Source organism: Pedobacter sp. 22163, from assembly GCF_052045595.1.
GTDB lineage: Bacteria > Bacteroidota > Bacteroidia > Sphingobacteriales > Sphingobacteriaceae > Pedobacter.
Genome location: NZ_JBQEPM010000004.1, coordinates 326,819 through 339,698 on the forward strand (window position 1 = coordinate 326,819; position 12,880 = coordinate 339,698).

Here is a 12,880-nt window from a genome sequence, read left to right on the forward strand (position 1 = left end):
GTCTGAATTTAATGATTATTTTAAACAAGCCGGGTTCATGCATCAAAGCCAAACAAAATAAATTATGATCAAATCCCTGTTAAAATCGCTAGCGACACTAGCATTTTTGTTGTCTATCCATTCATTTGCTCAAGGCCAAACCTACTTTGCTGCATACCCTGCTTTAACGCCCGATGCACAAACAATAGTATTCAGCTATGATGGTGATATTTGGAAAGTACCCGTAAAAGGAGGTGTGGCTTCGAGGGTTACAGCCATGCAGGGCGAAGAAATTAATCCGAAAATATCTCCTGATGGGAAGTGGATGGCTTTTTCATCAAACCAGTTTGGTAATTACGACGTGTATGTTATGCCTTTAACAGGTGGTGATATTAAACAATTAACTTTTAACGATGCTGCCGATGAAGTAGACAATTGGAGCTGGGATTCGAAAACAATTTATTTCACATCTGGTCGCTATAATTCTTTTTCAAGCTATAAAGTAAGTGTAAACGGTGGCACGGCTGTCCGTTTATTCGATAATTACTTCAATACCACGCATCACATTGCCGAATCGCCAAGTGGTGAACTGTTTTTTAACGATACCTGGGAGAGTTACCGGTTTGCAAACCGGAAACATTACAAAGGAGCCTACAATCCTGATATCCAATCATATAACCCAAAATCGAAAAGCTATAAGCGTTATACCGATTATATCGGGAAAGATTTCTGGACCAGTATTGATCAGAAAGGAAATGTGTTTTTTGTATCAGATGAAGGCAATGAGGAATATAATCTGTACACATTTATTGGTGGCAAGAAAACAAGTTTGACCAATTTTGATACTTCCATTAAACGTCCCTTTGTTTCGGCCAATGGAACTACAGTTGTGTTTGAGAAAGATTACCAGTTATACACTTACGATGTAGCTTCTAAAAAAACAGAGAAAATCAATATCAGTACTTCACGTAACCAGGTGTTGAGTAAAGAGCAAGAGTACGATGTGCGTGGAAATATCTCAGCCTTCGATGTTTCTACCGATGGCAAAAAGATGGCTTTTATTTCTCGCGGTGAAGTATTTGTAAGCGATGCAGATGGAAAATTTATCCGTAAGATTACCAACAGTGGTGAGCGTGCTTTAGAGTGCAAATGGCTGGCCGATAACAAAACGATTTTGTTCAGCCAAACGGCAAACGGCTATCAGAACTGGTTTGCCATTACCGGTGATGGAAAAGGATCGGTAAAACAGCTTACGAAGGATAAAGCAAATGTACGTGATATTACCTTGAACAAAACCAAAACCATGGCGGTGTATCTGAGCGGTAGAAACGAACTCAAAATGATGGATCTTAAAACTTTTGATGCCAAAACGTTGGTGACCGATGAGTTTTGGGCCCTACAAAGTGCAGCGCCAAGCTTTTCGCCAAATGATGAATATGTGCTTTTTACGGTGTACCGGAATTTCGAGCAGGATATTATGGTGCATCACATCAAGGGTAATAAAACCATCAATTTAACCAATACAGGTGTTACCGAAACAGGACCTGCGTGGTCGCCCGATGGGAAATACATTTTTTTTACCAGTGCTCGTACCAAGCCTTCTTACCCAACGGGAATGCAGAATGCACACATTTACCGTATGGCATTGAATAATTATGATGAACCTTACCGTTCTGATAAGTTTGATGACCTGTTTAAAGAAACCAAACCTGCACCAACTGAAGTTAAGCCTGCAATAACTGATCATAAAAATGATAAAAAAGCAAAAGCAGATACAGCTAAAAAGAAGGCTGAGGCAAAACCTACGACAAAACCAGCAAATGTAATTACCATTAATACGCAGGATATTTTAGATCGCATAGAGCTTGTTGGTCCTGCATTTGGTGGCCAATTTGGAACGGATGCTTTTGCCAAAGGCGATAAAACCTATGTGTTTTACTCGTCTAACCATGAGGGAGGCGCGCCAGGTCTTTACCGCACTACCATTGAGCCGTTCGAGGCTAATAAAACAGAAAAAGTTGCCGATGGAGGCGACTATTCTATTATTTCATCAGGTGATAAATTTTTCGTTTTATCAAGAGGTGCAGTTAATAAATATACCTTGGAAGGGAACAAGCTTGACCGCGTAGACCACGGTTATAAATTTACCAGAAACCTGAATGCCGAGTTTAATCAGATGTTTTACGAAACTTGGGTAGGTTTAGATGAGAATTTTTATGACGAAAAATTCCATGGCGTAGACTGGGATAAGATGAGGACGCGTTACGCAGCTTATCTGCCCTATGTGAACAACCGTAGTGACCTGAGGATTTTATTGAACGACATGTTGGGCGAACTGAATTCTTCGCACATGGGCTTTAACAGCGCAGGGGCAGAGGAACGTAAAAATCTCACTTACATCACCAATGAAACGGGAATTATCTTCGATAATGAAAATCCTTTAAAAGTTGAACGTATTGCAGCTAAAAGTAATGCTGCCCGCACCGGAACCAATATTCTGGCAGGAGATATTCTTACAGAAGTAAACGGCGTTAAGGTAGATGAAAAAATAGACCGCGATTATTATTTTAGTAAACCATCATTGGATAGAGAAATCACGTTGACCTTTAAGCGTAACGGAAAAGATGTTTTTGTAAATATACATCCAGAAAGCTCGGGTACTTTGCGCGGAAATCTTTACGATGAGTGGATCGCTCAAAACCATAAAAATGTTGATAAATGGAGCAACAAAAGGATTGCTTATTCTTACATGAAAAACATGGGTGGTGGCGAATTGGAAACTTTCTTATTGGATATGGTTGCACAAGAAGAAAATAAGGACGCCATTATCCTCGATCTGCGCTATAATACCGGAGGCAACGTACATGATGACGTGCTAAAATTCCTTTCCCAGCGCCCTTATTTACAATGGAAATACCGCGGCGGTAAAATGGCGCCACAAAGTAATTTTGGCCCGGCAGCGAAGCCAATCGTGTTGCTAATTAACGAACAATCTTTAAGTGATGCTGAAATGACGGCTGCAGGGTTTAAACAATTAAAATTGGGTAAGATTATCGGTACAGAAACCTACCGTTGGATTATTTTTACTTCTGCCAAAGGTTTGGTTGATGGTTCTTCTTACCGTTTACCATCGTGGGGCTGTTATACCATGGATGGCCAAAACATAGAGAAGGAAGGCGTTAAGCCAGATATTTTTGTGAAAAATACTTTCGAAGACCGCCTGGCAGATAAAGATCCTCAACTTGAAAAAGCAGTGGCTGAGATTTTGAAAGATTTGAAGTAAGGTTAATTGGTTAAAGTTTGAATCGGTTAATTGAACGGATAGAATCGTCATTTCGACTGAAGTGCAACGAAATGGAGAAATCTTTTTCGCAAGTTTAAAGATTTCTCCACTGCGGTCGAAATGACGATAAAATTTCAGGGTAACATTTTTAATAACTTATGCTTTTGACCAATTTCACAGTTTAAACAGTTAACGACTTTAATAATTAACCAAATTTTTCCGTTTCTTTGGGGTTGGAATTATTTAAAACATGGCAAATTTATTAACCGACAGGGCTTTTTGGGTAAATTATTGGGAAAGTAAAAAAGGGCTAGCGGTTCAGTTACCTTCAAATTATTTATTTCATCAGCAACTGGCTGATGTTATTCAGAAAGATAACGTTAAAACGGCCATCGAATTGGGCGGTTTTCCGGGGTATTATGCCGTATTCCTGAAAAAATATTTTCAACTTGATGTCACCCTTCTTGATTATTTTGTTCATCCACCGGTTGTAAATGAGCTTTTAGAAAAGAACGGATTAACCGAAAAAGATATCCATATCATTGAGACTGATCTTTTTAATTATACTGCCGAAAAGCAGTACGATCTTGTGCTAAGCTGCGGTTTAATTGAGCATTTTAACGATACCGCTGATATTATTAACCGCCATATCGCTTTTGTGAAACCGGGCGGTACTTTATTTATCACACTACCAAATTTTAAGGCGGTTAATGGCTGGTTTCAAAAGAATTTCGATAGAGAAAATTACGATAAGCACAATATCGATAGCATGAATCCCGAACTGTTAAAGTCAATCTGCGAGCAGGCCGGACTTAAAGAAGTAAAATCGGGTTATTTTGGTCGTTTTAGCGTATGGCTAGAAAATGAAAGCCAGAAATCGGCGGGCGTTCGCCTATTTAAGAAAGTAGTTTGGCTAACCGGAAAAGTATTTACAAAGATTGTCCCATTCGAAAGCAAAAATCTATCACCTTATATTATCTTAGTAGCGAAAAAACTATAACGCGCTATGTCAATCAGTTGGGGTTACTCGCCTAAAATTGAAAAATATATTCCTTTGGCCGATTTTCCGGCAGATAAATATTTAATTGTTGCTAAGCAGGCCATCGAAAATCTCGGCTGGAGCCTTAGTCATGTATCCGAAAGTGGGTTAATTGCTTATACACCAATATCTTTCCAGTCATATAGTGAAGAAATATCTATCCGTATCCATGGAAATTTTGCAGTGGTAAAGAGTGAGTGTGTAGGGATCCAGATGTTTTTTAACGATTATGGCAAGAACGACTTAAATCTCGAAAAATTTTTCATGAATTTGAATATGTAGAGTTTCATCTGAAAGATGTTTGGGAAGAAAATTTGTATAAATTCCACCAGCTTATAGCAATGCAGGATGATCATTATTTTGAAAAAGCCCCTTTGGCAACAAAAAATAAGATCAAAAATTTACTGTTCCTGTTCTTCCCCCAAAAAGGTTATACCGCAACGCCGACCGTTGTCCTGATTAATGTTTTTTATTATGTAGCAATTTTCCTTTTTTCGGTTGTGTTAATGATCAATCTATCATTAAAAACCGGAAGTGCTTCTTATGATGATTATATTGAGGAAATAAGAAGGATTTCATTAAATTTTGGGGTTAATCAGCGTAATCTTGTACTGGGCGGCGAATACTGGCGTTTAATTACCTATCAGTTTATTCACGGATCTAAATCGCATTTGTTTTTTAATATGTATGCCCTGATTTATCTGGGTTTAATGATCGAAAATAAACTGGGCTGGAAAAAATACCTCTTTATTTATTTGGTGAGCGGCATTTGTGGCGGCTTGGTGAGTTTGATTTTTCATCAGGAAGGGGTGATGATGGGTGCTTCAGGAGCAATTATGGGCTTGTATGGCGCTTTTATTGCTTTATTAATTACTAAATCTTTTGAGCCCAAGGCAACCAAGGCCTTATTGGCAAGTACACTAATTGTATCATTATTGGTGCTCATAAACGGTGCATTTGGCAAAAGAGTAGATAATGCAGCGCACATTGGTGGCTTTGTATCTGGCTTTATTTTTACCTATTTGCTTAACTATAAATGGGATAAAACTGTCGAAATCAAAAGCTGGGCAAGATATGCAGTTTCGGTACTTTTATTTCTGATGTTTTTTAGCGGGGTTCTTCACTTTAGTCCAAAGTACGGAACTGAAGAGTATCGCAAATTAAGGGATACTTTTAACCGTAATATGGGCGCGCTTAACAGCATTATGAATTTAAAGATTTCCTTACCAAAGGATGTTAAGCTTACCTCTATAAAGCAGGATGGCATTATACCGATGGAAAGGAATCTTGTTGTAATTAAACAAATGCAGGCCTTAAATTTAAAGTCTGAAGATGCTAAAGAACGAGAGGAAAAAATAAAACTGAGTAAAGCTTCCCATCGTGCCGTAATGCTGATGTACAGAGATATTAAGGCTGATAGCGCTTATCGTTACAGCAAACAGACTTCTAATGCATTGGCCCAAGTTTTCGAAATTCTTTACAAACCTGATTAAGTTTAAACTGCTTTTTTGTATAGCCCAATTTCACTTAAAGTAATACAAACGGGCGATTTGGTAATGTTGATTTTTACTTTATCAGTTGTAACAGGACTCTCCAAGTTAATCAAACGTTTCGCGCCAATGCTGGTACCATCATAAACTTTTTTCCAGGCATTTTTTTCAAATACCTCTATATTGTAAGCTTCTATTCGCTGACCCAAAGGAATATACTCTTGCAGGCTAATGATATCAAATGTTTTAGTTGTTTTTAAATCTACTTCTAAACTTGCCTGATGAATATCATCCTCCGTGGCCCAGTAACTTTCCCTTTTACCATCAAGCAGGGATGTAACAGCATACTTTTTGCCTCTACTGTTGCTCGCTTTAATTTGGGCATTTTTGGCCAGGTTATTCTCGAAAGTATGTTTAACCATGTCTCCAAAAGTTTTCAGTGCAGCAACATCATCCTTGTGAAGTTGCCCACGGGTATCGGGTGCTAAACCCAGATCTAAACCTGCGCCACGGCCAACACTTTTTAAATATAGATCGAACAATGTTTCTGGGGTTTTAGGTTTTTCATTGGCATGGTAAAACCATCCCTTTCTTAAAGGAACATCACATTCTGCTGGCATCCAGAATTTACCGTTTCGTATTCCTTCAGGGCTTTGCGGATAATTTGCCTGACCGGGAACGGCTTCATTTTTTCCATCAGGTGCCATCGGTGTAAAAGTAGCCCAAGAGGTTGGCGCGGCGTGACCATCTTCATTGCCCACCCATCGGATATCCAGACCTATATCGCTAAAAATATTGGCCATTGGCTGCATTTTACGGGTAATGGCCCAGGTATTTTTCCAATCGTAATAGGTGGTGTTATCTATCGAGCGTTTTTCTTTTGCACCACCATAATAGCCATCACCACCGTTTGCACCATCGTGCCAGCTCATAAAAAGTTCGCCAAAATTGCTGTAAAGTTCTTTTAACTGGGCCTGATAAATGGCCAAATATTTATCGGTACCATAAAGCGCATTGTTCCTGTCCCATGGCGAGCAATATACCCCAAACTTTAAGCCGTTTTTACGTACAGCCTGCTCCACCTCTTTAACCAAATTTCCCTTTCCTGCTCTAAACGGGCTTTTGCTGATATTGTAATCAGTAGTTTTGGTTGGCCATAGGGCGAAACCATCGTGATGTTTTGCAACCAAGATAATGCCTTTTAATCCACCAGCCTTAGCTGCTTTAATAATTTGATCGGCATTGAAATCTGTTGGGTTAAATGTTTTTGGGTCGGCGTCGCCAAAGCCCCATTCTTTGTTTTCGAATGTAGTTGGCGTAAAATGGATCAGGCCGTAAACTTCAATATCATGCCACGCCAGTTGCCTTTTTGATGGTAGCGCACCGTAAGGTTTAGGCGGTGTTTGGGCATAAATTGCTGTTGTTAAGAATAGAAAAAGAATTAATATGGGCTTCATCATTATTATAGCTTAGATCTAACTAAAGTACAAAAAAATACCAGCTGAAGGAAAAAGAGTTAATCAATATTTAACCTCTTGAAAATGTAAACACGAAATTATTTTTACATCTTCATCGTTACATGGATTCACCAAACATTTAATTTTAGTTTACGTTAATTAATTATGAGCGCTTTTATCCAGAATCCTCCCGATGGAGGTACAGTATATACCGAAACGAATCTTAATCAGCTTTTTCCTGAGCCATTTAACACCATAACAAGTTGCTTTTTTTTAGCTATCGCGGTGTATTGGACAATAAAAATTTGGGGAAATTTCAAACAGCATAGCTTTCTAACCGTTGCTTTAGTTTTACTTTATATAGGCGGAATTGGAGGTACCACTTATCATGGATTGAGGCGTTGGCCGATTTTTATTATGATGGACTGGATGCCGATTATGCTCTTATGCCTTTCAGCCGGGGTTTACTTTCTTTCCAAACTAACCAAGTGGTATTTTGCCGTTTTAATTGTAGCTGTTTATGCTTTCTTTCAGTTTTACGTGCGACGGCTCTTTAGCAATGGCGATTTCCAGATTTTCATCAATATCAATTATGCTTTTATGGCCGCACTGGTTTTATTTCCGGTATTTGGGTACCTGATTAAAACAGAGTGGAAAAACGGTAAATGGGTTGGCTTTGCCCTAATTGCTTTCATATTCGCGTTAACTTTCCGTATTGCCGATAAATGGGATGTGTTTACAATAGGCACACACTTTTTATGGCATACTTTCGGGGCCGTGGCTTCTTTCTGTATGCTGAATTATATTTATTTGGTTAACACTAATAGGATAAAGAAGCAGTCGATATGAGAAAATCAATAATTTATTAATATCAATGGTTAGATCTTTACAAGATAACAACTGAGCTTGCTGACGAATCTACAAGCTCAGTTTATGATTTAAAATTTTGAATGAGCCTTACTGTAGTCTAGTTTCTTTTGTCCACCTATGGCATATTCAATGCCTCCCCATAAATGGTTCTGGAATTTATCTTCTGTCCAGCCTTCTTTAGTATGGCCCATACAGGTATAGAAAGCCCTTCCGCCATCAAAATTGTGGTACCAGCTAAAAGGGTGGAAATTGCCGTTTTTACCGCCGGTATACGATTTCTCATCTAAGGTAATCAGCACTTTAATATCTGGATTGATATCCTTAAAGTTATATAGCTCATCTTTTCTCATCCAAACTGAATCGGTAAAGAATTTGGTTGAAGGATGTTTTTTGTCTTTAATGATAAATTTAGCTTCCTGTACGGCTGGGTGACTGATGAAATAAGCGCCGGCCAATTTGCCGTACCAAGGCCAATCGTATTCAGTATCGGTTGCGGCATGGATGCCCACATAACCTCCACCTGCCTGGATATATCTTTCGAAGGCTACCTGTTGTTTATTGTCTAAAACATCGCCTGTTGTATTTAGAAAAATAACAGCGGCATATTTTTTAAGGTTATCTTCTGTAAACAGATCGGCATTTTCCGTGGTATCTACATCAAAGTGATGCTCGGCACCTAATTTTTGGATAATTTCTTTTCCGGTTTCAATAGAGTTGTGCCTAAAGCCTTTGGTTTTGGAAAAAACTAAAACTTTTGCCGATTTCTTAGCGGTTGTATAGCTTTGGAATAAAAAAACGGATACGATTAATAAACATAGGTACAGGTACTTTTTCATTTTGCTGACTTGGTTAGTGATGGATATTGAGCTTTAAATTTAAGAAAGTTGTTTGATAATTTCTATACATCTTTCTTCAACCTGCCTGCAAACAGGGTTAAACAGGGCATTATCCCAATATGGGTCTGTAACTTCGTCGTTATCAAGAAAAAGTCTAACTTTTTTTCGCTCTTCCTCGCTTTTAGCAAGGCTTTTAACGTCAGCTAAATTATTCCGGTCCATAACCAAAATCAGATCGTATTTAGCAAACATGGAGTGGTTAAATTGTTGTGCCCGCTGTTTACTGATATCGTAACCTAGCGATTTCGCTGCTGAAATACTCCTGTGATCTGGGGCTTTGCCAATATGCCAATTGCCTGTTCCTGCCGAAGCAATTCCCCAGTTTAAATGCTGTTTATCTGCCAGGTGGCGCATAATGCCTTCGGCCAGCGGTGAACGGCAGATGTTGCCAAGGCAGACCATTAAAATTTTCAATATTACTGTGCTTTAAAGTAAACAATAGTCATTCGACAGGCTCGGGATGACAATCTATATTTATAACAAGCCTTATTCATTTTTTTTATCCGTAGATATCGTTTAATATTTTAGCTAAACGCACACCGCCTTTTAATAACTGTTCGTTAAGGGTATCAACCCAGTCAAAATTATAGCGATAGCTTAATTTAGCATCTGGCTTGGTGTTTTCGTAAATTTTATTGCAAATGCCGTACGATTCGTAAATGCAATCTTTAAGGCCTGTGTTTTGCCAGTTATACAGCTGAATTGCTGAAGGATGATTGATTGCTTTCGCATATTCTGTATAGCTCAACTGCTGATATTCGATAAGCTGTTCATCCCAAACCCTGTGAATGTTCGATTTTTCATTGAACCATAACACCGAAATGCGGTTACCACCCAAATCGTCTTTACGGGCAACATGCATAGGCTGACATAAATCGCCTGCCAAGTGCACCAACATGCGTAAAGCCAGTTTCTTTTCAGCTGCAGTGCTGCTTGTTTTCTTTAATACAGCAATTAAATCAGGTATTTTATTATAAAGGTTCGGCGATTTTTCAGTTTCTAAAAAGTTGTAAACGCCATCTTTATTCAGCCCCGCAGGAAGATTAACAAAATGCCAGTTATACATGTAATTGTAGGCAGAGTCTGATTTAATAAAATCGCCCCAGTTGGCACTCATGGCCAAAGTTTCGTAACCTAAAATGGCCTGAACAGCCTTGCGAGTTTTAGTTTTTAAGTAACTATTGGCAATTTCGCCAACTACCCGGTGACCAATAGTTCCCCAGGCATTTGCCTGAATTGGTAGATAGGCTAAAAAACCAAAAACTAACGCTATGGTTAATTTCTTTTTAATTGATGTTAAAATCATTTTATAATTCTTTTTGTATGCAGGTGATTTTTTCTTTGAGGATTAATTTGATTTCGCGTTGGTCGCTTAAACTTTCTAACAATAACGTATCTGCAGATTTCTTTTTGATCAGAAAGTTTTTGTCGTATCGGCCAATGCGATAACATCCCGATATTTTTTGTTTATAGTTAGCGTGAGTAAAGGTGGCGCCAACAAATAGGGTATCGCCCTTAACTACGTAAACACCTTTGGCATACTCTTTCCAAATGCCATTGTTGTAGCAAGAATCTTCATAAAAATTTACTTTGCTGTGGGTAACCATATCAATATAAACAGAATCACAGGAAAATTTGAAATGGTGTTGTGTGTAGTTGCTCAGTTTATTGCTAAAAGCGACGGAATCTTCATTCCAAACACCTTGCATAAAATCTTCACCTTTGCCCTGTATATTAGGCCGCGGACTACAAGCTACATGTAAGATAGATAATGTAAAAAGGATGATGTAGAAAATCTTTAAACCCGGGTGCAGCTTGTTCATTATTATTAATCGATGCTTTTAGGAAACTGATCGTGTGTTACAGTATTCTTTTTAATGGTATTGATAATCAGGATTAAAAAGCCCGCTGCGAAACATAAACTGGCTATAAAGCTAATGATGCCTATTACAGTGTAATATTGCGAAATTTCAGTGTATGCTAAATGACGGTCATTTACTAAAAAGGGCACTAGTATACTATAAAACAAGGTTGCAAGTAAACCGATTCCTGAACCAATGGTCATTAAAATAGCCTCAACAGCAGGTTTTTTTGCTAAAAAATAGCAGCAGGTTCCAAATATGATAACCGGTGAAATGATTGATAGCAGGTTGATCAGTGTATGAAGTATTGAATTCATTTTCTGTAATTTAAAAACCGTGTTGATTTTAGACCTATAATTTTTAAAAGTAACGTCATTCCCGCGCAGGCGGGAATCTTAATGCAATACGCTTTAAGATTCCCAATTGAATTGGGAATGACGATCTTTCGAACTTATTTCAAACTGCCAACCATGTCTTCCGGGCGAACCCATTCATCAAACTGTTCGTTGGTTAACAAGCCTAACTCTACAGCAGCAGCTTTTAAAGTTTTATTTTCTTTATGTGCTTTCTTCGCAATTTTAGCTGCGTTTTCGTAACCCACATGCGGGTTTAAAGCCGTAACCAACATCAAAGAATTTTGTAAATGTTTCTCAATTTCCGGCAAGTTAGCGGTAATTCCTTCGGCACATTTATCGGTGAAAGAAACGCAGGCATCTCCAATTAAGCGGGCCGACTGTAATACGTTAGCCGCAATAAGCGGTTTAAACACATTAAGCTCGAAATGGCCGCTCATCCCACCCACCGAAACGGCAACATCGTTACCGATTACCTGTGCACAAACCATAGTTAAAGCTTCTGGTTGCGTAGGGTTAACTTTACCTGGCATAATTGAAGATCCCGGTTCGTTATCAGGAATTACAATTTCGCCAATACCACAACGTGGGCCGGAACTTAACATTCTTACATCGTTTGCTACTTTCATTAAAGCAACCGCAGTACGTTTTAAAGCACCAGAAAGCTCTACCATTGCATCATGCGCTGCTAAAGCTTCAAATTTATTTGGAGCTGTAACAAATGGTAAACCTGTTAAATCAGCAATTTTTTTGGCCACTAAAACATCATATCCTTGCGGTGTATTTAAGCCTGTACCAACGGCGGTACCACCTAAAGCCAGCTCGGCAACCATAACCAAAGCATTTTTAATGGCCCTGATGCTGTTATCGATCTGTTGTACATAACCCGAAAATTCCTGTCCTAAGGTAAGTGGCGTAGCATCCATAAAGTGGGTGCGCCCGGTTTTAACAATTGTACTGAATTCCTCTACTTTTTTAGCTAAGGTATTTCTTAGTTTCTCTAAACCTGGAATGGTATTTTCTACCGTAAGTTTATAGGCTGCAATGTGCATTGCAGTTGGGTAAGTATCGTTTGATGACTGTGATTTATTTACATCATCGTTAGGGTGAAGTACTTTTTTATCGTCAGCTAATGAACCGCCATTAATTACATGAGCACGGTTTGCAATCACTTCGTTACCATTCATGTTGCTTTGTGTACCCGAACCGGTTTGCCAGATTACCAAAGGAAATTGATCATCTAACTGTCCGGCAATAATTTCATCACAAGCTTTGGCAATTAAATCGGCTTTTTCTGCTGATAATACACCTAGTTCGGTATTGGCAAGCGCAGCTGCTTTTTTCAGGTATCCAAAAGCGTGGATAATTTCTTTTGGCATCGAACCTTCTGGTCCGATTTTGAAGTTATTGCGTGAGCGTTCGGTTTGTGCACCCCAGTATTTGTCGGCTGGTACCTGCACCTCGCCCATGGTATCGTGTTCTATTCTGAAACTCATTATATTTTTGATTTTTGTTGTCGCAAATTTAGGTTTTTTGCCTTTTAAAGCGTTGGATTTATGTAAGATATTTAATGGATAACAAAATATATTGCCGAAATGTCTGTATTCCTTTTTATTCTTCATCATTAATATACCAACTTTTATCCTGGCCA

General features: G+C 38.6%; 12 protein-coding genes. 5 read left to right on the top strand and 7 right to left on the bottom strand.

Annotated elements, in window-relative coordinates; all coding sequences use genetic code 11:
• Positions 1–64 precede the first annotated feature (64 nt).
• The 4 genes from ACTJKN_RS12565 (at position 65) to ACTJKN_RS12580 (ending at position 5,794) form a co-directional block, all read left to right on the top strand.
• A complete protein-coding gene (locus ACTJKN_RS12565) occupies positions 65–3,262 on the top strand; it encodes a S41 family peptidase (protein ID WP_440825403.1) in 3,198 nt (1,065 codons plus the stop codon).
• 250 nt (positions 3,263–3,512) lie between these two features.
• Positions 3,513–4,262: a class I SAM-dependent methyltransferase gene (locus ACTJKN_RS12570; protein WP_440825405.1), complete on the top strand. Its 750-nt coding sequence runs from the start codon at positions 3,513–3,515 to the stop codon at positions 4,260–4,262.
• A gap of 6 nt (positions 4,263–4,268) precedes the next feature.
• Positions 4,269–4,583 (top strand): hypothetical protein, encoded by a 315-nt coding sequence (locus ACTJKN_RS12575; protein WP_440825407.1) that lies wholly within the window; start codon positions 4,269–4,271, stop codon positions 4,581–4,583.
• Between the two features lie 92 nt (positions 4,584–4,675).
• Complete coding sequence (locus ACTJKN_RS12580) at positions 4,676–5,794, top strand: rhomboid family intramembrane serine protease (RefSeq protein ID WP_440825408.1); 1,119 nt, start codon at positions 4,676–4,678, stop codon at positions 5,792–5,794.
• 2 nt (positions 5,795–5,796) lie between these two features.
• On the opposite strand, the gene ACTJKN_RS12585 is transcribed toward ACTJKN_RS12580, so the two are convergent.
• A complete protein-coding gene (locus ACTJKN_RS12585) occupies positions 5,797–7,251 on the bottom strand; it encodes an alpha-L-fucosidase (protein ID WP_440825410.1) in 1,455 nt (484 codons plus the stop codon).
• 162 nt (positions 7,252–7,413) lie between these two features.
• Between ACTJKN_RS12585 and ACTJKN_RS12590 the strand changes: the two genes are divergently transcribed.
• Positions 7,414–8,097, top strand: coding sequence for a hypothetical protein (locus ACTJKN_RS12590; protein ID WP_440825412.1), 684 nt, complete (start codon positions 7,414–7,416; stop codon positions 8,095–8,097).
• 89 nt (positions 8,098–8,186) lie between these two features.
• Here the strand turns inward: ACTJKN_RS12590 and ACTJKN_RS12595 are convergent, their stop codons facing one another.
• The 6 genes from ACTJKN_RS12595 to fumC all read right to left on the bottom strand — a co-directional run bounded on the left by ACTJKN_RS12595 (position 8,187) and on the right by fumC (position 12,725).
• Positions 8,187–8,954, bottom strand: coding sequence for a ThuA domain-containing protein (locus ACTJKN_RS12595; protein ID WP_440825414.1), 768 nt, complete (start codon positions 8,952–8,954; stop codon positions 8,187–8,189).
• A 39-nt stretch (positions 8,955–8,993) separates the two neighbouring features.
• Entirely contained in the window at positions 8,994–9,428 is a 435-nt protein-coding gene (locus ACTJKN_RS12600) for a low molecular weight protein-tyrosine-phosphatase (RefSeq protein ID WP_440825416.1), read from the bottom strand.
• An 85-nt stretch (positions 9,429–9,513) separates the two neighbouring features.
• Positions 9,514–10,320 carry a S1/P1 nuclease gene (locus ACTJKN_RS12605; RefSeq protein WP_440825418.1) on the bottom strand — a complete coding sequence of 269 codons (807 nt, stop codon included), beginning with the start codon at positions 10,318–10,320 and terminating at the stop codon, positions 9,514–9,516.
• Between the two features lies 1 nt (position 10,321).
• On the bottom strand, positions 10,322–10,837 hold the full coding sequence (locus ACTJKN_RS12610) for a fumarate hydratase (RefSeq protein WP_440825420.1): 516 nt from the start codon (positions 10,835–10,837) through the stop codon (positions 10,322–10,324).
• A 5-nt stretch (positions 10,838–10,842) separates the two neighbouring features.
• Positions 10,843–11,193, bottom strand: coding sequence for a hypothetical protein (locus ACTJKN_RS12615; RefSeq protein WP_440825422.1), 351 nt, complete (start codon positions 11,191–11,193; stop codon positions 10,843–10,845).
• Between the two features lie 134 nt (positions 11,194–11,327).
• A complete protein-coding gene (fumC, locus tag ACTJKN_RS12620) occupies positions 11,328–12,725 on the bottom strand; it encodes a class II fumarate hydratase (protein WP_440825424.1) in 1,398 nt (465 codons plus the stop codon).
• Positions 12,726–12,880 lie beyond the last annotated feature (155 nt).

Coding starts and splice junctions, on each gene's coding strand:
- ACTJKN_RS12565 (WP_440825403.1), top strand. CDS start 65: ATGATCAAATCCCTGTTAAAATCGCTAGCGACACTAGCATTTTTGTTG.
- ACTJKN_RS12570 (WP_440825405.1), top strand. CDS start 3,513: ATGGCAAATTTATTAACCGACAGGGCTTTTTGGGTAAATTATTGGGAA.
- ACTJKN_RS12575 (WP_440825407.1), top strand. CDS start 4,269: ATGTCAATCAGTTGGGGTTACTCGCCTAAAATTGAAAAATATATTCCT.
- ACTJKN_RS12585 (WP_440825410.1), bottom strand. CDS start 7,251: ATGATGAAGCCCATATTAATTCTTTTTCTATTCTTAACAACAGCAATT.
- ACTJKN_RS12590 (WP_440825412.1), top strand. CDS start 7,414: ATGAGCGCTTTTATCCAGAATCCTCCCGATGGAGGTACAGTATATACC.
- ACTJKN_RS12595 (WP_440825414.1), bottom strand. CDS start 8,954: ATGAAAAAGTACCTGTACCTATGTTTATTAATCGTATCCGTTTTTTTA.
- ACTJKN_RS12605 (WP_440825418.1), bottom strand. CDS start 10,320: ATGATTTTAACATCAATTAAAAAGAAATTAACCATAGCGTTAGTTTTT.
- ACTJKN_RS12610 (WP_440825420.1), bottom strand. CDS start 10,837: ATGAACAAGCTGCACCCGGGTTTAAAGATTTTCTACATCATCCTTTTT.
- ACTJKN_RS12615 (WP_440825422.1), bottom strand. CDS start 11,193: ATGAATTCAATACTTCATACACTGATCAACCTGCTATCAATCATTTCA.
- fumC (WP_440825424.1), bottom strand. CDS start 12,725: ATGAGTTTCAGAATAGAACACGATACCATGGGCGAGGTGCAGGTACCA.